The 19,735-nt window shown below is 67.9% G+C and carries 20 protein-coding genes; 5 read left to right on the top strand and 15 right to left on the bottom strand.

The features are described from left to right. The first annotated feature begins 2 nt into the window (after window positions 1–2). From opcA to AMYHA_RS11515, 3 genes are all read left to right on the top strand, one after another. On the top strand, window positions 3–938 hold the full coding sequence (gene opcA, locus AMYHA_RS11525; RefSeq protein WP_034270850.1) for a glucose-6-phosphate dehydrogenase assembly protein OpcA: 936 nt from the start codon (window positions 3–5) through the stop codon (window positions 936–938). Beyond that, entirely contained in the window at window positions 935–1,690 is a 756-nt protein-coding gene (gene pgl / locus AMYHA_RS11520; protein ID WP_034270847.1) for a 6-phosphogluconolactonase, read from the top strand. Before opcA ends, pgl begins: the two co-directional genes overlap by 4 nt. Window positions 1,691–1,990: 300 nt before the next feature. Beyond that, complete coding sequence (locus AMYHA_RS11515) at window positions 1,991–3,193, top strand: sensor histidine kinase (RefSeq protein WP_084037091.1); 1,203 nt, start codon at window positions 1,991–1,993, stop codon at window positions 3,191–3,193. A 52-nt stretch (window positions 3,194–3,245) separates the two neighbouring features. Here the strand turns inward: AMYHA_RS11515 and AMYHA_RS11510 are convergent, their stop codons facing one another. From AMYHA_RS11510 to AMYHA_RS11445, 14 genes are all read right to left on the bottom strand, one after another. Beyond that, a complete protein-coding gene (locus AMYHA_RS11510) occupies window positions 3,246–3,845 on the bottom strand; it encodes a hypothetical protein (protein WP_034270844.1) in 600 nt (199 codons plus the stop codon). Window positions 3,846–3,862: 17 nt separating this feature from the next. Further along, on the bottom strand, window positions 3,863–4,204 hold the full coding sequence (locus AMYHA_RS11505) for an RNA polymerase-binding protein RbpA (RefSeq protein WP_034270841.1): 342 nt from the start codon (window positions 4,202–4,204) through the stop codon (window positions 3,863–3,865). A gap of 61 nt (window positions 4,205–4,265) precedes the next feature. Next, complete coding sequence (gene secG, locus AMYHA_RS11500) at window positions 4,266–4,496, bottom strand: preprotein translocase subunit SecG (RefSeq protein WP_034276840.1); 231 nt, start codon at window positions 4,494–4,496, stop codon at window positions 4,266–4,268. Window positions 4,497–4,598: 102 nt separating this feature from the next. Further along, a complete protein-coding gene (gene tpiA, locus AMYHA_RS11495) occupies window positions 4,599–5,402 on the bottom strand; it encodes a triose-phosphate isomerase (protein ID WP_051399779.1) in 804 nt (267 codons plus the stop codon). Window positions 5,403–5,500: 98 nt separating this feature from the next. Continuing rightward, window positions 5,501–6,700, bottom strand: a complete 1,200-nt coding sequence (locus tag AMYHA_RS11490; protein WP_034276836.1) for a phosphoglycerate kinase — start codon at window positions 6,698–6,700, stop codon at window positions 5,501–5,503. A gap of 11 nt (window positions 6,701–6,711) precedes the next feature. Further along, on the bottom strand, window positions 6,712–7,728 hold the full coding sequence (gap, locus tag AMYHA_RS11485) for a type I glyceraldehyde-3-phosphate dehydrogenase (RefSeq protein ID WP_034270838.1): 1,017 nt from the start codon (window positions 7,726–7,728) through the stop codon (window positions 6,712–6,714). A 159-nt stretch (window positions 7,729–7,887) separates the two neighbouring features. Beyond that, complete coding sequence (locus tag AMYHA_RS11480; RefSeq protein WP_034270835.1) at window positions 7,888–8,799, bottom strand: type II secretion system F family protein; 912 nt, start codon at window positions 8,797–8,799, stop codon at window positions 7,888–7,890. 1 nt (window position 8,800) lies between these two features. Further along, on the bottom strand, window positions 8,801–10,801 hold the full coding sequence (locus tag AMYHA_RS25660) for a type II secretion system F family protein (protein ID WP_051399778.1): 2,001 nt from the start codon (window positions 10,799–10,801) through the stop codon (window positions 8,801–8,803). After that, a complete protein-coding gene (locus AMYHA_RS11470) occupies window positions 10,798–12,255 on the bottom strand; it encodes a CpaF family protein (protein WP_034270832.1) in 1,458 nt (485 codons plus the stop codon). The genes AMYHA_RS25660 and AMYHA_RS11470 overlap by 4 nt, the downstream gene beginning before the upstream one ends. A 2-nt stretch (window positions 12,256–12,257) precedes the next feature. Further along, a complete protein-coding gene (locus AMYHA_RS11465) occupies window positions 12,258–13,469 on the bottom strand; it encodes an AAA family ATPase (protein WP_051399777.1) in 1,212 nt (403 codons plus the stop codon). Between the two features lie 2 nt (window positions 13,470–13,471). Beyond that, window positions 13,472–14,239 (bottom strand): Flp pilus assembly protein CpaB, encoded by a 768-nt coding sequence (cpaB, locus tag AMYHA_RS11460; RefSeq protein ID WP_034270830.1) that lies wholly within the window; start codon window positions 14,237–14,239, stop codon window positions 13,472–13,474. A 38-nt stretch (window positions 14,240–14,277) separates the two neighbouring features. Then, the gene (locus AMYHA_RS11455) at window positions 14,278–15,459 is read right to left on the bottom strand and encodes a Tad domain-containing protein (protein WP_084037089.1); all 1,182 of its coding nucleotides are present in this window, start codon (window positions 15,457–15,459) and stop codon (window positions 14,278–14,280) included. Next, a complete protein-coding gene (locus AMYHA_RS11450; RefSeq protein WP_034270824.1) occupies window positions 15,447–15,854 on the bottom strand; it encodes a TadE/TadG family type IV pilus assembly protein in 408 nt (135 codons plus the stop codon). Before AMYHA_RS11450 ends, AMYHA_RS11455 begins: the two co-directional genes overlap by 13 nt. 182 nt (window positions 15,855–16,036) lie before the next feature. Then, window positions 16,037–16,228, bottom strand: coding sequence for a Flp family type IVb pilin (locus tag AMYHA_RS11445; protein WP_034270822.1), 192 nt, complete (start codon window positions 16,226–16,228; stop codon window positions 16,037–16,039). A gap of 235 nt (window positions 16,229–16,463) precedes the next feature. Between AMYHA_RS11445 and AMYHA_RS11440 the strand changes: the two genes are divergently transcribed. Further along, a complete protein-coding gene (locus AMYHA_RS11440) occupies window positions 16,464–17,186 on the top strand; it encodes a prepilin peptidase (RefSeq protein WP_034270820.1) in 723 nt (240 codons plus the stop codon). 167 nt (window positions 17,187–17,353) lie between these two features. Next, window positions 17,354–18,007: a response regulator transcription factor gene (locus AMYHA_RS11435; RefSeq protein ID WP_034270818.1), complete on the top strand. Its 654-nt coding sequence runs from the start codon at window positions 17,354–17,356 to the stop codon at window positions 18,005–18,007. A gap of 293 nt (window positions 18,008–18,300) precedes the next feature. On the opposite strand, the gene AMYHA_RS25655 is transcribed toward AMYHA_RS11435, so the two are convergent. Beyond that, window positions 18,301–19,368 carry a HupE/UreJ family protein gene (locus AMYHA_RS25655; protein WP_051399776.1) on the bottom strand — a complete coding sequence of 356 codons (1,068 nt, stop codon included), beginning with the start codon at window positions 19,366–19,368 and terminating at the stop codon, window positions 18,301–18,303. Window positions 19,369–19,735: the final 367 nt, after the last annotated feature.

The following is a 19,735-nucleotide window of genomic DNA, read 5'->3' as shown; positions in this document are numbered from 1 at the left end:
CGGTGATCATCGATCTGCCGTCGACCACGACGTCGAAGGTCAACCAGAAGCTTGTCGAGCTGCGTGAACGCGGCGGCGCGGTCGCGCTGGGGCGAGTGCTGACGCTGGTGATCGTCACCGAGGACGGCGCCAGCATCGAGGACACCATCGACGCCGCCAACGAGGCCAGCCGGGAGCACCCCTCGCGGATCATCGTCGCCGCGCGCGGGTTGCGGGAGGCCGCACCCCGCATCGACGCGCAGATCCGCGTCGGCGGCGACGCGGGCGCCAGCGAGGTGCTTGTCCTGCGGCTGTACGGACCACTCGCGGGGGAAGCCGAAAGTGCTGTGGTGCCGCTGCTGCTGCCCGACGCGCCGATCGTGACCTGGTGGCCCGGCGCCGCGCCCGCGGAGCCCGCGACCGACCCGCTCGGGCGGATCGCACAGCGGCGGATTACCGACGCGGCGGCCGAGCAGGAGCCGATCGCGGCGCTGCGCCAGCGGGTGACGTCCTACACCGATGGCGACACCGACCTCGCCTGGACCCGGCTGACGCACTGGCGCGCGCAGCTCGTCGCCGCCCTCGATCTGCCACCGCACGAACCGGTGACCGCGGCGACCGTCACCGGCGACGGCGACTCGCCGTCCACCGAGCTGCTAGCGGGCTGGCTCGCCTATTACCTGCGGGTGCCGGTGCGCCGCGAGCAGTCCGACGGGCCGGGGATCGTCTCGGTGTCGCTGGAGCGACCGTCCGGCCAGGTGGCGCTGCACCGGCCAGACGGCAAGGTCGGCACCCTCAGCCAGCACGGCCAACCAGACCGCACCATCGACCTGCACCGGCGCTCGCTGTCCGACGTGCTGGTCGAGGAACTCCGCAGGCTCGATCCCGACGAGGTGTACGAACGCGCCCTGCGCGGCGTGAGTCTGCTGCCCCACAACCAGGAAGGCGCGCGCACATGACCGGACCGGAGATCCTCGTTCACCGCACGGCCGACGTGCTCGCCGCATCGGCGGCCGCGCGGCTGGTGACGACGCTGGTCGACCTGCAGGCGAGCAAGGGCAGCGCCTCGGTGGTGCTCACCGGCGGCGGCGTCGGGATCGCGGTGCTCGAGCAGTTGCGCCGCTCCCCCGCCCGCGAGGCCGTCGACTGGTCCCGGTTGGACCTGTACTGGGGTGACGAACGGTTCGTACCCGCAGGAGACGCCGAGCGCAATGAACTGCAGGCCCGCGAGACGCTGCTCGACCACGTGCCGGTCGATCCGGCGCGGGTGCACCCGATGGCGGCCTCGGACGGCGCGTTCGGCGACGACCCGGACGCCGCTGCCGACGTCTACGCCCGGTTGCTGGCCGAGGATGCCAGCGGCCGCGGCGACGTGCCCACGTTCGACATCGCGCTGCTCGGCGTGGGGCCGGAGGGCCACGTGGCCTCGGTGTTTCCCGAGTCGCCAGCCGTGTACGAAACGGACGCCAGCGTCGTGGCCGTGCGCAACTGCCCGAAGCCTCCGCCGACCAGGGTGTCGCTGACGCTGCCCACGATCCGCCATGCCTCGGAGGTCTGGCTGCTCGCGGCCGGTCAAGGCAAGGCGGACGCGCTGGCGCTCGCGCTCTCCGGCGCGGGCGAGATCCAGCTGCCCGTCGCGGGTGCCACCGGCCGCAGCCGCACACTCTGGCTCCTCGACGAGCCCGCCGCGGCGAAGCTCGACCACCGCTGACCCGACCGCGAGTCGCACCTTCCTCGGCGCGAGTCGCACCTTCCTCGGCGCGAGTCGCACCTTCCTCGGCGCGAGTTGCACCTTATTCGCCGCGAGTCGTGCGCCGAAGGTGCAACTCGGCGCGAACAAGGTGCAACTCAGCGGAATTATGGTGCGACTCGCGCATTCTGACCACCCACGGTGATGCCTCCGCCACGCACTGACGTTTGCGTGCGCACATTTTTCGTGCGCCACTCGTCCCATCCGGCCGCTGTGAGCCTCTTTCATAACGAGAAGCGAACGCGGCCGGAGGTCTTCAGTATGAGCACTCAGGGACTGTCCATCCCGGCGTTGCGCGTCGGCCCGCGACCGAAGGTGCTGCTCGCGAGCATGAACGACACCTTGCGCGACCGTCCCTCCCTGTCCTCGATCCTGCTCACCACGCTGGCGATCGGCATCGCCGTGCTCGACGTGTGGCTGGTCATCCCCGAGGACGCGCCCACCTACTCCCTCACGTTCTCCAGCATCGCCTGCGCGGCACTCGCCTGCCGCAGACGACTCCCCTTCCTCACCGTGCTGGCCACCATCCCCGGATTCTTCGTCGGCTGGTCGCAACTCGCGGCGATGATCGCGCTCGGCTTCCTCGCCTACCGCAAAGGCATGCACTGGCAGACCTGGGTTGGCGCTGGCCTCGTCATCGCCTGCCGGTTCGTGCTCTGGCCATGGCCAGAGATGCTCGCGCTGGACTGGCGCCAGCACGTGCTCGACCTCATCTACGGTCTGATCGTGGCAGGTATGCCGGTCGTGCTGGCGTTGCTGATCCTGGCCCGCAAGGATCTCTCCAACCGGCTCGCCGAACTCGACGCCAGCCGTGACCGCGAGCGTCGCATGCACGCCCGCGCCGTCCGCGCCGACGAACGCGCCCGGCTCGCCCGCGAGATGCACGACGTCGTCTCGCACGAGGTCACGCTCATCGCCATGCAGGCCAACACCCTGGAGTGCGCCAAGACTCCGGATGAGGTCACCGCGGCAGCTGGCACCATCCGCCAGCTCAGCACCCGCACGCTGGAGGAGCTGCGGTCACTGGTCGGCGTGCTGCGCTCCAGCACGGACGAGGAACTGCCAACCCCACGGCTCACCGACCTCGGTTCGCTGATCCGCGACGTCGACGTCCCGGTGCGGCTCAAAGTGGACAACGTGCCGGAAACGCTGCCCACTCAGGTGTCGGCGGCGGCGTTCCGCACGGTGCAGGAGGCATTGACGAACGTGCACAAGCACGCACCGGGCGCGGCGGCGACAGTGCGGGTCGTGGTGGACGACGAGACGCTGCACGTCGCGGTGCGCAACGACCGGCCGTGCCAGCCATCGCGGTCCCTACCGTCCGGCGGGCACGGGCTGGCGGGACTGGCCGAGCGGGCGCTACGGCTCGACGGCACGTTCCATGCGCGGTCCACCGACGACGGCGGGTTCGAGGTGCGCGCGGACTACCCGCTCCACGAGTCGAAGCCGCCCGCGAAGACCTGAGCGCGCAGGCGAGACGGCTCCACGCTGTCCGGCCAGCGGCGTCCGGCACCGGCTACGGCGGTGTGCCCTCCACCCGGTACGCCCATTCCTCATGCCAGGTGTGCGGATACACGCCGCGACTGAAATACCCGCGAACGCCGCGAATCGGGCGGCGAACGTGGTCGTGATAGAGCAGCCAGTACGGCAGCACGGTTGCCACCGCGTAGTTCAACCCGACCAGCGGCACGTAGAGCGGGCCGAATAGCCGGGCTTGCAGCACGTGCACGGCCTCGTGCCGGTCGACGCCGGTGCCGGTGCCTGCCTGCACCGGGCCGATCGTGGTGCCCGCGTAGCCGGGAATGGCCGGGGATCGCAGGCCGATGTGCCCGGAGAAGTCCCGATCCAGCCGGTTGCCGAATGCCAGGCTCACCGCGAGAAACACCGCTCCCACCAGGGTGTTCGGCAGGCTCCACGTGTGGTCGATGGCGAACGTGCCGATGCCACGTGCCGAGCCGAGGTCATAGACCGGGGCCGCCGCGACCGCCCAGCCGTAGACCGCGCCGAGCGCGAGCCCGATGACCAGACCGAGCAGCAGCCAGCCGACGTCTCCGGTGAGCAGGCCGAACGCGCCGCACCAGGCGGTGATCAGTACCCCAGAGAGGATGCCTGTCACGGCCGCCGCGCGGGGCCTCAGGCGCCCCTGCGCTCCCGCAACCGCTGCAGCGCCTCCGCGAGAATCGCCTCGCCGTCCTCGTCGCTGCGACGTTCCTTCACGTACGCCAGGTGCGACTTGTACGGCTCGGTCCTGCGGGCGTCCGGCGGGTTCTCGCGCTCCTTACCGGCGGGGAGGCCGCAGTGCTGGCACTCCCACTCGTCCGGGATCTCGGCGTCCATCGCGAACGACGGCGTCGCCTCATGACCATTGGCGCACCAGTACGAGACCTTGACCCGGGGCGCCGACTCGCCGCGCTCCGACTCACCGACCGGCCCGGCTCCAATGCGCGTACCCCGAATGGCATTACCGCCAACCATGGTTCTCACACCCCCTGTGTCTACATGTGGAAGTAGCCGATCCGGCGCACCAGCACCGGACTCAGAGCTTCAGTAGCAGTCCGACGCCGATAATGCAGATGATCCACACTAGTCCGAGGCCGAGCGTGATCCGATCAAGGTTTTTCTCGGCCACGCTGGATCCCGCGAGGCTGGACTGCGTGCCGCCCCCGAACAGCGATGAGAGTCCGCCACCCCTGCCCTTGTGCAGCAGGACCGCCACGATCAGCAGCACGCTGGTCACGGCGAGCAAGACCTTCAGGAAGAATTCCATGTCGTCCTCGTGGTACTGGGGCCGTTGTTCGGCCACCGTGTTCCGCTGTCTGTGATGCACCAGGCTACCGGGCGACGAGATCGTCACCACAGCGCCCCTTGCTCACGACCCCGAATTGCCCCACAGGCCGGGGTCGTTGGCCGCGAGCGCGCAAAGCTTCGTGAACTCCTCGGCAGCCAGGCTGGCGCCGCCGACGAGCGCACCGTCGATGTTGGGCTGCTTGACCAGGTCGACGATGTTGCTCGACTTCACCGAGCCGCCGTAGAGCACCTGCACCGTTCCGGCGATCTCCTCGCCGTACTTCTCGGTCAGGGCGTTCCGGATCGCGCCGCAGACCTCCTCGGCGTCGGCAGGTGTCGCGACCCTGCCCGTCCCGATCGCCCACACCGGTTCGTACGCGACGACGCATTCGCTGACCTGCTCGGGCTTGAGCCCCTTGAGGCCCGCGATGAGCTGGCCGGTGGTGTGCTCGATGTGGTTGCCCTGCTCGCGCACATCGAGCTGCTCACCGACACACAAGATCGGCCGGATGCCGTTCCGCAGCGCCGCCTTGACCTTCTTGTTCACCAGTTCGTCGGTCTCGGCGTGGTGCTCACGGCGCTCAGAGTGGCCCACCGTGACGTAGCTGCATCCCAGCTTCGCCAGCATCGGACCGGACACCTCGCCGGTGTACGCACCGGAGTCGTGCACCGAGATGTCCTGCGCGCCGTGCGTGAGCTTGAGCTTGTCGCCGTCGATCAGCGTCTGCACGCTGCGGATGTCGGTGAACGGCGGCAGCACCGCGACGTCCACCTTGCCGTAGTACTTCTCCGGCAACGTGAACGCGATCTTCTGCACCAGCGCGATGGCCTCAAGGTGGTTGAGGTTCATCTTCCAGTTGCCCGCGATCAGCGGCTTGGTGGTCATGGGCTGTGCCCTCCTGGTTGTGAGCTCCATAGACGCTTTCACCGTGCTGGGCGCGGTGAATGACACTGTCGCTGCGTTCGTCGTGGTGACAGTGTCATTCAGCTCGCGCTCAGCACCGTCACGCCGGGCAGATCCTTGCCTTCGAGATACTCCAGCGACGCGCCGCCGCCGGTGGAGATGTGGGAGAAGCCGTCCTCGGCCAGGCCCAGCGTGCGCACCGCGGCCGCGGAGTCACCGCCACCGACGACGCTGAACGCGTCGCTGTCGATGATGGCCTGCGCGACGCCCTTGGTGCCCGCCGCGAACTCCGGTACTTCGAACACGCCCATCGGGCCGTTCCAGAACACCGTCTTCGCCGCGGCCAGCTCGCCAGCGAACCGGCGCACGCTCTCCGGACCGATGTCCAGGCCCAACCTGGCATCGGGGATCTCGCCCACCGGCAGCACCTCGGTGACACTCGGCTGCTTGAGGTCGTCCGCCGCGACGACGTCGGTGGGCAGCACCAGCTTGTCCCCGGCGTCGGCGAGCAGCCGCTCGCAGGTGTCGATCATGTCCTTCTCCAGCAGCGAGCCGCCGACCTGGCCGCCTTGGGCGGCGGCGAAGGTGAAGCACATTCCGCCGCCGACCAGCAGTTTGTCCACCTTTGGCAGCAGCGCCTCGATGACCGCGAGCTTGTCGGACACCTTCGAGCCGCCGAGCACCACGACGTAGGGGCGGTCCGGGTCGCCGGTCAGCGTGCGCAGCACGTCGACCTCGGAGAGCACCAGGTCGCCCGCGTACGCGGGCAGCAGCGTCGCGACGTCGTACACCGATGCCTGCTTGCGGTGCACCACGCCGAAGCCGTCCGAGACGAACGCGCCGTGCTGGCCGACCAGCGTGGCGAAGTCCTCAGCGAGCGCGACCCGCTCGGCGTCGACCTTGCTGGTCTCGCGGGGGTCGAAGCGCACGTTCTCCAGCATGGCGACCTGCCCGTCAGTCAGGTTCGCCACGACAGCCTGGGCGCTCTCACCGACGACGTCGCCCGCCAGCGCTACCTCGGCGCCGAGCAGCTCACCAAGCCGAGCGGCGGCCGGAGCCAGCGAGAACGCCGGGTCCGGCGTGCCCTTGGGCCTGCCGAGATGGGCGGTGACCACCACCCGCGCACCCGCCTCGGCGAGCGTGCGGATGGTGGGTGCGGCGGCGCGGACCCGGCCGTCATCGGTGATCACATCACCGTCGAGCGGAACGTTGAGGTCCGAGCGGACCAGCACCGTCCTGCCAGCGACGCCCTGGGCGATCAGGTCGGCGACCGTTTTCATACCCGCCATGCTCAGGAGAGCTTCGAGCCGACGAGGGCGACGAGGTCGGAGAGCCGGTTCGAGTAGCCCCACTCGTTGTCGTACCAGCCGACGACCTTGACCTGGTTGCCGATGACCTTGGTCAGCGGCGCGTCGTAGATGCAGGAGGCCGGGTCGGTGACGATGTCGGAGGAGACGATCGGCTCCTCGCTGTACCGCAGCACGCCACCCAGCGGGCCCTCGGCAGCGGCCTTGAACGCTGCGTTGACCTCCTCGGCCGTGACCTCCTTCGACAGCGTGGCGGTCAGGTCGGTGGTGGAGCCGGTCGGCACGGGCACGCGCAGCGCGTAGCCGTCGAGCTTGCCGTTCAGCTCAGGCAGCACGAGGCCGATCGCCTTCGCGGCGCCGGTGGAGGTCGGCACGATGTTCAGCGCGGCGGCGCGGGCGCGGCGCAGGTCCTTGTGCGGGCCGTCCTGCAGGTTCTGGTCCGCGGTGTAGGCGTGGATGGTGGTCATCAGACCCTGCTCGATGCCGAAGTTCTCGTGCAGCACCTTGGCGAGCGGGCCGAGGCAGTTGGTGGTGCAGGAGGCGTTGGAGATGATCGTCTGGGTGCCGTCGTAGGCGTTGTCGTTGACGCCGAGCACAACGGTCAGGTCCTCGCCCTTGGCAGGCGCGGAGATGATGACCTTCTTGGCACCTGCCTTGACGTGCTTGGCGGCGTCCTCGGCCTTGGTGAACAAGCCGGTGGACTCCACGACGACGTCCACGCCGAGGTCGCCCCACGGCAGGTTCGTCGGGTCCTTCTCGGCGAAGACCTTCACGGTGCGGCCGTCGATGACGATGCCCTCGTCGGTGGCGCTGACGTCCGCGTCCAGCCTGCCGAGCACGCTGTCGTACTTGAGCAGGTGGGCAAGGGCGCTGTTGTCGACCAGATCGTTGACCGCGACGATCTCGATGTCGGTGTTTCCCGCTGCCGCTCGGGCTGCTACGGCACGAAAGAAGTTGCGGCCAATGCGGCCGAAGCCGTTGACACCTACGCGAACCGTCACTGCTGTTGTCTCCTTGCGTTTCCCCTGGCTGACTCGATCCAGGAACCTGGCTGACTTCGTCTGCCACCCTAGCGGCAACGGCCCATGGTCACGAGAAGGCGTCCAGCCTGTGTGACAGGCCGCACGGCGACCAGGGTCAGGGCCGCCGTGCGGTGAGGGTCAGAGCTTGAACAGGGTGCGCGCGATGGTAATCGCGCCTGGTCCGATGATGACGACGAAGATCACCGGGAAGATGCAGGTGATCAAGGGGAACAGGATCTTGACTGGCACCTTCTGGGCGCGTTCCTCCGCGCGCTGGCGGCGCCGCAATCGCAGCTCCTTGGCCTGTTCGCGCAGCACCGTCGCCATCGAGATGCCCAGCTCAGTGGCCTGCACCAGTGCGGAGACGAACGACCGGAGCTCGGACACCGTGGTGCGGGTGGTCATCCCGCGCAGCGCCGTAGTGCGGGATGCGCCGATCTGCATCTCCCGCAACACCCGGGACAGCTCAGCCGCGAGCGGGCCGCGTGTGTTGCTGGCGACCTGTGCCAGCGCGGCGTCGAAGCCAAGTCCAGCCTCGACGCAGACGGTCAGCATGTCCAGCGCGTCTGGCAGCGCATTGCGAATCTTCTCCTGCCGCTTGATACCCGCGTTGTAGACCAGCAAGTCCGGCAGGAAAAACCCGAACACACCGCCGAGCGCGGCACCCATGATCAACCACGCCGGCGAGAACGACATCCCGTAGAGCGCACCGAGCCCCGCCAAGCCGAACAGGGCGAGCCCTTTGGCGGCCAGCACGCGATCCGGTGTCCACCCGGCGGGGTTACCCGCCAGGTCGAGCCGATGCTGCAGGGTGTTCGCGATGCCGCTGGGCGACAGTCGTACCGCGATGCCTCGCAACCAGCCGGGCATGGACTCGAACCGGTTCGTGACCGCCTCGGCTGTGGCTGGTTCACGCGCGGCGTAGGTGTCCTCGATGCTGGCCAGCGCCCGGGAAACGCCCTCCTGCGCGGGCCGGGTCACGGCGGCCACGACGCCGACCACGATCGCTGTCACGATCGCGCCAAGGCCAATCAGCAACACCAGGTCCATGTCACACCTCCACCTTGACGAGACGGCTCATCCAGAACGTGCCGACGGCCAGCAGCAGTACCGAGGACACGAGCATCAACCACCCGACCGTTGTGGTGTAGAGCGGCGCCATGTACTCCGGTTTGGTCAGTACGAAGAACGTCCCGATCCCGATCGGGAGCGCGATAAGGATGTAGGCCGAAAGCTTGCCCTCCGCGCTGAGCGCCCGAACCTGCCTGCGTACCTGCGCTCGTTCGCGCATGGTGGTGACCGTGGTCAGCAGCACCTCGGCGAGGTTGCCACCGACCTCACGCTGGATTCGGATCGCCATGACGATCCAGCGCAGGTCGTCGCTGGCCATCCTGGCGGCGACCCGCTCAAGTGCCGGTTCGAGCGCGGAGCCGATCCTGGTCTCGGCCAGCGCACGAGAGATCTCACCAGCGGCAGGCTGGGTGTTGTCCCTGACGACGGTATCCAGCGCCTGCGCCAGCGAGAACCCTGACTTCAGCGACCCGGCGATCAGCTGCAGCACGTCGGGAAGCTGATCCGCGAAGGCAGCCCGCCGCCTGCTGATCCGGATCCGTACGACCGCCCAGGTCACGGCCCATGTCACCAGCGCTCCCAGCACGATGCTGACCAGGAACGGTATGCCAAGCAACGTCAAGAGCGCGATCAGGACCACGCCGGCGCACACTCGCAGCAGGGTCCACTCAGCTGGTTTCATGCGGATTCCCGCCAGGTCGAGCCGTTCGGTGAGTCCGTCTTCCCAGCCACCGGATCGCAGCATCTGCTCGGTCAACCCGACCGCGTTCCTGGCGAACGGATTCTCCTCCCTCGTTTCCGGCGCACTGGGCGCCCGGGCTGCTCCGTACCGCGAGATGGCTTGCACGACGCGTGCACCGGTGTCCCTGGTCCGGCCAACCCCGGTCAACAACACCAGGCCAACAAGCAGCAACGTGGCGAAGCTGACGCCGATGACGACCCACAGCTGCCAGGTCCATTCCTGAGTCTCCGGCAGCAGCGCCGCGTACCACGGCTCGTCCGCGCTGGGCGCCGCGAGGCTTGCCAGGCTGACCTCCTTACTGGCCCCGAACGCTCCCGCTTCGGAATCCACCCGCACCCGCAGCAGGACCGGCTCCCCCGCGAACGCGTCCGGGATCGTCGCGGTCACCACTGCCCTTTCGGTGAACCGCTGCGCGATCGACCGGAACGCCGCGGACAGCTGGCCAGCGTCATTCGCGGTGATCACCCGACCGTTCCCGGCCGTTGCGAGGTCGCGTACCGCCGAGATGTCCTCGTTCTTGTACTGAAACGCGACGACGTCGACGTCGACGTCGTGGGTGCCGAGCAGTTCTCCCGCCGTTTCGAGCGACGATTCGCTGACGGTGTCGATGCCGTCGGACAGCACCACGAGCCTGCGTTGTGCCGCATCGGATATCTCGTCCAGTGTGGACACACCGAGCGCGACGGCGTCGTGCAGCGCGGTCTCGCCGTTGGCCCGCAGCCCGCCGAGCCCGCTGCGGAGTGGCCCTCGGTCAGCGGTCGGCCGCACCACCAGCACCGGCCGGTCGGCGAAGGTGATCAGTCCGACGAGTACGTCGTCGGACACCGAGTCCAGATAACGCAGCGCCGCGGTGCGAGCCGCCGTCAGGTTGGTGCCCGCCATCGAGCCGCTGGTGTCGAGCAGCAGCATGGCGCTCCGCGCCGGGGCATCCTGGTCCGCGCCTGTGCTGTCCCTGTCTTGCGAGGTGACCTCGGCGGGCACCGGACTGCCGTTCAGGGTGACCCGCACGTCCGCGCCGGACAGCGACACCTCGTTCGGCATGTCCGATGTGGTCAGACTGATGTGAGCCAGCCCCGGTGACACGCGCACGTCGTCGATCTGCGCCGAGGGTGCCTGCGGTCGCGGCTCTGGCCCCGCCATCCCGCTCGCCACGCCAACCATAGCGGGGCCGCCCGCGAGCAGCGCGAGCGCGGCCGCGCTCGCCGCGGTGACGTTGAGCAGCCGTGCGCGTGCGATCATCGGCCGGGCTCCTGGAACTCGAACAACCCCTGCGGCACCGGGATGCCCTTGTCGTGCAGCTTCTCGAGGAACATCGGGCGCAACCCCGCTGAACGGAGCGTGCCGCGATACCGGCCATTGACGTCCACCCCGGCGTGGAAGTCGAACTGAAACAGGTCCTGCAGCGTGACGACCTCGCCTTCCATCCCGACGACCTCGGTGATGTGGGTGATGCGGCGGGTACCGTCCTTGAGCCGGGTCTGGTGCACGATCAGGTCGATCGCTGAGGCCATCTGCTCCCGGATCGCCCGCGCGGGCAGGTCGAGGCCCGCCATCAGCACCATGGTCTCCAGCCGGGCCAGCGAGTCACGCGGTGAGTTGGAGTGCACCGTGGTGATCGAGCCGTCGTGGCCGGTGTTCATCGCCTGCAGCATGTCCAGTGCGGCGCCGTCGCGGACCTCACCGACGATGATCCGGTCTGGTCGCATCCGCAGCGTGTTGCGAACCAGGTCGCGGATGGCGACCTCGCCCCTGCCCTCGGTGTTGGACGGTCGTGACTCCAATCGCAGCACATGCTCTTGCCGCAGCTGCAACTCGGCGGCGTCCTCGACGGTGACGATGCGCTCGTCCGCTGGCACGAACGACGACAGCACGTTCAGGCTGGTCGTCTTGCCCGAGCCGGTGCCGCCGCCGATGAGAATGTTGAGCCTGCCTCGCACACAGGCCCGCAGCAGGTCGGCGACCGGACCGGTCATAGTGCCGAACGCGATCAGGTCGTCCACTGTGAACGGATCGGCGGCGAACTTACGGATCGTCAGCAGCGAACCGTCCAGCGCGATCGGTGGCACGACGGCGTTGACGCGGCTGCCGTCGGGCAGTCGCGCGTCCACCATCGGACTGGCTTCGTCCACGCGGCGGCCGATCCGCGCGACGATCTTGTCAATGGTGCGGCGTAGGTGACTTTCGTCGGTGAACACCGCGTCCACCGTGTGCAACCGCCCGCCACGTTCGACGTAGACCTGGTCGTAGCCGTTGACCATGATCTCGGAGACCTCGGGGTCCCGCAGGTACGGCTCGAGCGGGCCGTGACCGAGGATGTCGTCGGCGACTTCCTGGGCCACCCTAGCGCGGTCGGCCGCCGTCATCGGCGTCTCGTCGCGTTGCAGCACCGCGCGCAGCGTCTGCGTCACCTTCTCTTCCAGCTCACGCTGATCGAGGTGCGCGTCGTAAAGCTTCGGGCCGAGCGTTTCCAGTAGACCCTCGTGCACACTGCGTTTCACATCGGCGAAGGGGTCGATGTAGCGCGCCTGTCTGCGCGGCACCGGCGTACCGTCGCCGTTCCTGGTCGCCGCACCGGCCGAGACGCTGCTGCTCGGGGTGGCGTTGCTGGCCTCGGCGGTGCCGTTGCCAACGCCAGCGCCGTTGTTGGTGGCGGGGTGCTGCTGCCGCTGGGCGAGCCGGTCGGACAGGCTCATGCTCATCGCCTCCCTTTGCGCAGCCGCGCGAACGCACCCTGCTTCCGTGGCGGCGGTATCCGCGGCTCCCGGGATGTCTCGCCCGCCCCGGCGGCGGTGGCCGAAGCAGGCTTCAGCAGCGCCTCCTGCACGAACCGCGTAATGGCCTGGCTGACCGGATGCTGCGGCGTCGACGTCCGAATCGGCGTGCCCTTGTTGATCGAGATCGGCACGTCCCGGCTGGACGGGATGTAGGCGGCGATCGGGCAACGCACGACGCGCTCCACGTCCTCAGTGGACAGACCAACCTTCGCGTCGGAGCGGTTGAGCACCACCGAGCGCATCTCTCGCGGGTACGACAGCAGGTCGAGCATGTCGAGGGTGAGCCGCAGGTTCTTCAGCGCTGGCACATCAGGGGTGGTCAGCAGCACGTGGTGCTGTGAGGCGTCCATCGCGTTCAGCACATGCTCACTAAACTGCGACGGCGTGTCGACCACGACGTAGTCGACGGATTCGCGCAGCGCGTCGAGCAGTTCGCTGACCAGTGCGGCGGGAATCTTCTCCGCCTCGCCTGGCGTGACCGGCGCCAGCAGCACGGACAATCCGTCGCGGTACGGCGTCAGCAGCGATGTCGCGCCCGTCTCGTCCAGCCGTCCCACCATCGGCAGTCCGTTGGTGAGCGTCCGGTTCGGATCGAGCTGCAGGTTGATGGCCACGTCCCCGAAGGCGAGGTCGAGATCGACGAGGCACACCGATCGAGCGCCACCGTCGGCGAGGGCAAGCGCGAGGTTGACGGCGAGGGTGGTCTTGCCGCAGCCACCCTTGGCGGAGAACACGGTGACGACCTGTCCCCTACTCGCCTGTTCCTCGGCCGAGGGAGCCGACGAGCTGCGAGACAGCGCGCGCGAGCGTTCGCAGGCCTGCGCCAGCTCGGCGAGTTCGCCTGCGGTGACCACCTCCCGCACGCCCGAGCGCAGCGCCCTGGTCAGCAGCTCGACGTCGACCTGCTCGCGCACCAGCACCACGCCGAGCGCGGGCCGCCGCAACCGTTGCCCCGCCGCGAACCCGAGCGCGGCCTCGGTGTCGATGTCGGGGCCGATCACCACGAGCGTCTCGCCGGGGTCCGCGGTGAGCATCCGTTCCACTTCGGCGAGGCTGTCCGCCGCGCGCACACCGCCACCGATACTGGCGTCGAGTTCAGGCGAGCGCCCGACCGCCTGGCACAGGATCGTCATGATCAGCCTCCCTTGTTGAAGAGGTTCCGGTTGTCGATGCCGACACCGGACTTGACCTTGGAGTCGTCGTTGACCTGGGCGAGCGAGACCGTGCCGGTGTTGAGCGCGTGGATCAGCTTTTCCGCTTCCCGCTGCGACACCGCGACGGTGACCAGGTACTTGCCGAAGCTGCTCGCGGAACTCTCCTCGTTCCGCGGCTTCTCAGCGACCACGTCGATCACCTCGACTTTGGGCAGCAACAGCCGCGTCGCGTGGTTGTTACCCTTCTTGAACGTCAGCTTCTCGCCGGAGGGGATGAATCCGGGGCCAGTGCCCTGCTCGACCGTGAAGGTGTCGAACACCGCCACCTGCAACCCGGACGACAGCTGGTCCTCGCCCTGGCTGCCTGCCTCGACCGGGATGGTCACGGCCAGCTTGCCCTTGGGCAGCGCGATGGACTCCTGCGCCGAGCGCTCCACCAGCATCGATCGAGTCAGCAGTTGTCCCGGCGCGAGCGGCGCCGAGGTGACCAGATTCTCGAGGCTCGCGTCGATCGAGCCGAGCACATCGGACGGAACCGACTCCGCAGGCATGTTCTCCGCGCGTAGCAACGACTTCGCGGCCTCGGCGGCGGTGCCGGCTGGGATCGCCTCCTCCGCGACGAGCACCGGGACGGGTTCCTTGCCTTCGAGGGCTCGGGCATCGGCATTGTTGACGTAGATCAGCACGGCCGTCGTGCCGACCACGGCCAGCAACACCGCGATGACGATGGCGAGTATGCGACGGTTCATGGTTCCTCTTTCGTGGTGACAGCGCGGTTGCTGCCTGGTCAGCCGGTGAGAACGACGATGTCCAGGCCCCTGTCAGGGCCACCGATGGTTCCGGTGGACGGCATGGTGGTATCGATGAAGAAGCCGTTGATGCACTTCTCTGGGCCCTTGCAGTCGTTGCTCGGGTCGGCCCAATCCGATTCCTTGAAGCCGGGAAGGTGATAGCCGGTGACGATGAAGCCCGCGAACCCGTCGAACGTGTAAGTCCCGTTGGTGCCGGTTCCGTGTACCTCGGAGTACAGCGGAATGTAGACCGGTGTGTGCTCCGTCCAGGCTTTGTGAAGCAGTTCTTTGCACGCCTGGCTCGCCGGCGCACCGGTGTCGGACGAATAGGTCCCGCCGTCGATGAAGACCGAACAGGTGGAGTCGGGATCGTCGACCCAGCCGAACTGTCCCGGCCCGTCGACAGCTTTGTCGTCCTGACAGCTCCCATCATCACCGGCCGTGCTGCTGTCCTCCTGGGGATCATGCAACCGCAGCACCCGGTCGAATGGGCCATAGAACAGTGGATCGGTGGCTGGATTCGGATCCAGCGGGTAAGGGGCGAAGACAGTACCGTCGCTGGTCGCCTGCTTCCACTCGCAGGTCGAGATCGTCACCGCGATGGTGTTCGCGGTCTTTGGCGGTCCCCATTGCGCCCGCGCACAAGCTCGTACTTTCTTTCCGTCGTAGTCCTCATTGCCAAGTAAGGTCCTGGCGAACACTGGGGGAAGCAGGGTGGAGCCGTCGTCGGTGCGCGTCGCGGTGTGCACGTCGACGTATTCGGCGCCAGACGACGGTGCGGGCGGGCAGTCCGTGATGGTTTCGGTGGACGCCGGGCACGGCGGAAGCAGACCGAGGTCGTCGTCCCCGCAGACGGGGAAGGTGAGGTCGCTATCGAGCGCGGAGACGCCGTCGTCCGTGGCGTTCTCGTCGGCGTAGCGCTTGGCGGTGTTCTCGGCGCCAAGCAATGTGGAGCACTCAGGCTGCTGGCTGGCGCACGCCTGGGCCACCGCGAGCGCGCCCGCGTCGGCACCGTTCTGCAGGTAGGCCCGCTCGCCGTAGATCTTGCCGACATCGACGACCAGCGCCGCGAAGCCCAACAGCACGCCTCCTGAGATCAGCACGCCGACCAGCACGCCGACAACGCCGCGGTCGTTCGCCGGACCGCGATGGTGCAGCGCGCGCATCAGCCTTCGCATGGCATAACCCCTTCAGATGTCAACGTGATGGGGTCGCCGTAGCCGCCGCCCCCGAAGATGGCGCCGATCGCACCGACCGGCGTAGCGAAATCGAAGGTGTAGGTGACGGTGACCACGGCGTCGTCGTTGTCAGGACAGGATGACGAAATAGCGACGTTGGGAACCGGAGTGAGCCCGGTCGCCGCCGCCTGCGTGCGGCTTACGACATCGTCCTGGCCGAGCGCCTCTAGCCGCGAGCCTTCTCGCGCGGCCTGGGTCAGAGTGACCTGCGCGTTGAGTGCGCGGCCGAAGTCGATGATGCCGAACACGAGCAGCAGCAACACCGGCAGCACAATGGCGAACTCGACCGCGACCGCGCCTCGGTCGTCACCAGTGTGACCGCGCCCGAGCCTCATGACGCGTCTCCTCTCGGTTGCCCACGAAGTGGCATGCGTGGCCGCCCCGCGCGTGGTGGGTTCACGGGAATCTGGTGACGATGTCGGTGAACATGGCACCGGTCTGCTCCCCGACCGCGATGACGATCGCGGAGCGGCTCGGCGGGGCTGGTCACCGGGACCGCCCCACCGCGCTAGCCGCATTACGGAAGGGCGTCGACCACTGTTTGAAAGGCCGCGTTGATCTGTCCGCCGAGGATGACGACAACGCCGACGATCACGGCGGCGATGGCGGCGACCATCAGCCCGTACTCGACGGCGGTGGCACCCTTGTCGCGGTCCTTCTCGAGCGGCTTGCTGAGGAAGCTCTGCAGCAGCGAGATGTAGTACAGCATCGGAGTTCTCCTGTGGGATGCGGTTGCACCGGTGGCCCCACCGGCGTGGCGACCCTGTGCCGCCTGCACAGGTGAGAGTCCTCCTGAGTGGACACAGCATGAAATCGGTCAGACAGACAGGAATTGACTCCCAATCGGGTGACATGTCATCCGTTCGACCGACACACAGCGCCAATCGGACTGACTTGTCTCGCGGCCGTTCCTTCTGGCCCCTTGGCCGCTTACCGTCGGGCCCATGGACGCGACCTGGGCCGTGGCGGGTGCACTGCTGGGCGTGCTGCTCGGCCCCGCCCTGCGCGGAGTCGTCGTCCGTCACGCGGTGCCGTCCGGAGAGCCGCCGCGCAGCGCGTGTCCTGACTGCCAGCAGCGGCTGCCGACGTGGCGCGCGCTTGGTGCGTTCAGCGCGCGCTGCCCGTCCTGTCGTACCCCACTCACCACACCGCTGGTACTCGAACTGGCCGCAGCCGCCGTGCTCGCGCTTGTCCTCGGCCGGTTCGCGGGCCAGTGGGACGCGGCGGCGTACGCGTTCCTCGGTGCGCTCGGCGTCGCGCTGGCCGCCATCGACGCGCGGGTGCAGCGACTCCCGGACCGGCTCACTCTGCCCGCCTACCCCGCCGCGATCGCACTGTTCACCGTCGCAGCGGTCGTAGACGCCGACATGGCCGCACTGGGTCGCGCCCTACTCGGCGGGCTCGCCCTCGCGGCATCGTTCTACCTGCTCGTGTGCCTGCGACCCGGCGACCTCGGCACCGGCGACGTCAAACTGGCCGGCCTGCTCGGCCTGGCCTTCGGCTGGCTCGGCTGGCCGGTGCTCGTGCTGGGCACGGCGGCCGGGTTCTTGTTCTTCGGCCTGACCAGTATCGGCCTGCTCATCGCTCGGCGCGTCACGCTGTCCAGTCAGCTCGCATTCGGCCCGTTTCTGCTGGCAGGAGCACTCGTCTCAGTAGTCACGCTCTGAACGCCAGGATCGGACGTTCCCCCAAATACGCATAGATACGACTTTCGTTATGACTCAGATTGGTTACGACGTGTAGCGCAAAAGGCCTATCGGGCGATGATCCCGTCGAGGAGGGAGGTTGTTGTGAGGGCGTAACCAACCGCCATGCCGAGACGACGGGATAGGACATGCCAGCACGAGTCGCTGTTGTTGACGGGCACACGCTGACAAGATTCGGCCTCACCGGACTGTTGTCCGGCCAGGATGACCTCGAGGTCGTCGCCGAGGCCAGTTCGGTTAAGCAGGCACGACGCGCCATCGAGACCACGGCACCAGACGTCGTGACCGTCGACGCCGCGTTACCCGACGGCGACGGGCTCGCACTCGCACGCGAATTCCGCGACCGTCACGCCGACCTCGGCATCGTCGTCCTGACCTCCAACGGCGAGGACGACGTGCTGTTTCGTGCACTGGAGAACGGCGCGTCAGCGTTCGTCGCGAAGACCGCACCGACTCACGAAGTCCTGTCCGCCATCCGGCACGCCGCCGTCGCCGCATCGTCGTTCACCGCGACCGGTCTCGCCGACGCGCTGACCCGCAAGCACGATGCGCAGACCCGCTATGCCCTCAGCCCGAGGGAAGCCGAGGTGTTGCGACTACTTGGGGACGGATTGTCCATCCCCGCCATCGCCCGCGAGCTCTACCTCAGCCCCTCCACCGCCAAGACATACGTCTCCCGCATCTACGACAAGCTCGGCGCGTCCAACCGCGCGCAGGCGATCATGAGCGCGCTCGCGAGTGGACTGATCCAGCACGAAGCAGCGGCGCGAACGGCGTCGTGATGTAGCGCGACGCCATGTCGTGTGATGCGGTCGCGATGGGGCCGCCACCAAGGCGGCCATGATTCGCAGCATCGATGCTGAGTGTTTCGTAATGCCATCTTGTACGCGTCACCAGCCGTCTATCGACGGTATATGGGTTATGTCATAGTAGATATTTTGGACATGAAAACAACCCCGCGATCTCATATTGAGTCGAGCACACGCCGTACCCGGCCATGCGGCGATAGGACGACCAGCCCGCTCCCCCGTGGCGCCGCTGCGGCCATCACCAGTGCCGCGCGCGGCGGGGCCTCTCAGTTCGAGGTCGTCCCCTTCAGCTCGGCGTGCCAGTTCGCCGTGAACCGCCGGAGCGCGGGCAGATCGAACTCGTCGCATTCGAGCTGGTCTTGAGCGTTGACGGCTTTCAAAAGCTCGTCCTGCTCCGAGGCCGGGCCCGCGAGCATGCCGGTCCCGTCGGGCCCGGTGATGAGCTTCTTGAGCTCCGCGACGTGAGCCTTCGGCAGAGTCGCTGGGTAGTGCACCAGGACGTAGCCGTCACCGAGCACGTGCCCAAAGTCGGTTTCAGGGTACGTCTCGGCAGGTCCGTAGAACTTCTTATCGGGATGCCCGCCGCCCTCGGCGGAGTACGTCGTGGCGCGGGCACCGACAGAACAGCTGCCAACAGATTCGGCGCGTTCCTCGCCAGTGACGCCGGTGACCGCCAACACGGCCAGGAGCATCGCAGCCACGAGACCGACGGCCACGAATCCGCCGTGTGTGGCACGTTCGGCGTGCGACCAGGTGATCACCCGTGCGAGAAGCTTGCCGAGTAGAACCATGGCGACGATCGCCAACAGTTGTCCCAGCTCGATACCGACGTTGAAGGCGATCACCCTGGTGAGCATGCCGTCTTCCGGTAGCCCCAGCGCCTGTAGCCGGGTGGACAACCCGAGCCCATGGACCAGGCCAAACGCCAGCACCGCCGTGCCGAACCCCCACCACCGCCGTGGACGACCGATCCAGCCCACGACGCCGACGAACGCCACGCTCAGCGCGATGACGACGTCGACCGCGGTAGCGTTGATCTGCCATTCGGCCAGGGTCGCGATGATCAGTGTGGCGCTGTGCCCCAGGACGAATACCGTGATCAGCTTCGCGGCCCTGCCCAGTTCACCTGCTAGCAGCACCACCCCGCCGATGAACAGCAGGTGATCCCAGCCAAGCAGCATGTGCTCGATGCCGAGCGGCACGAACTCCCACACGCTCAGGTCAGCGGCCGAACCGCCGATGCCATGCGCGAACGCGATACCAGGCGAACCCACGAACGCCACCAGCATCATCACGAGGACGGCGGCGCACCGGCGTCGTGTGGTCGGGATCAACAAGACTCCTTCTGGATGAACGCCACTGATCCGCCAACAGCCACTCCCGAGACGTCGGGGGTGGCGCACTGGCACGGAGCGACACGGTGCCATACGGGCCAGTAACCGCGACGGCGGCCCTGCGGGGCCCGGGCGCCTCGTCGCGGATCAGCGAGACTTCCGCGTCCGTGCTTAGCGCCGTGACGCCGCGTCCGTGCCGCCCGCGCCCGCCGCCTTCCGGCGGTCTATGCGTTATGTCATAGTAGATCTTTTGGTCACGAACCCGCCTCATCTTCGCCAGGGTTATTGCGTCCGGAACTGGACACTCAGACAAGAGTCGGGCGGCTTGCGGGCAATATGCCTGGCGAAGTCGAGGCGAACAGCGCGG

It is taken from the genome of Haloechinothrix halophila YIM 93223 (genome assembly GCF_000504245.1).
Taxonomy (GTDB): Bacteria; Actinomycetota; Actinomycetes; order Mycobacteriales; family Pseudonocardiaceae; genus Haloechinothrix_A; species Haloechinothrix_A halophila.
Note: the sequence above shows the minus strand (reverse complement) of the source record. Positions and strands in the feature narration are given on the sequence as shown.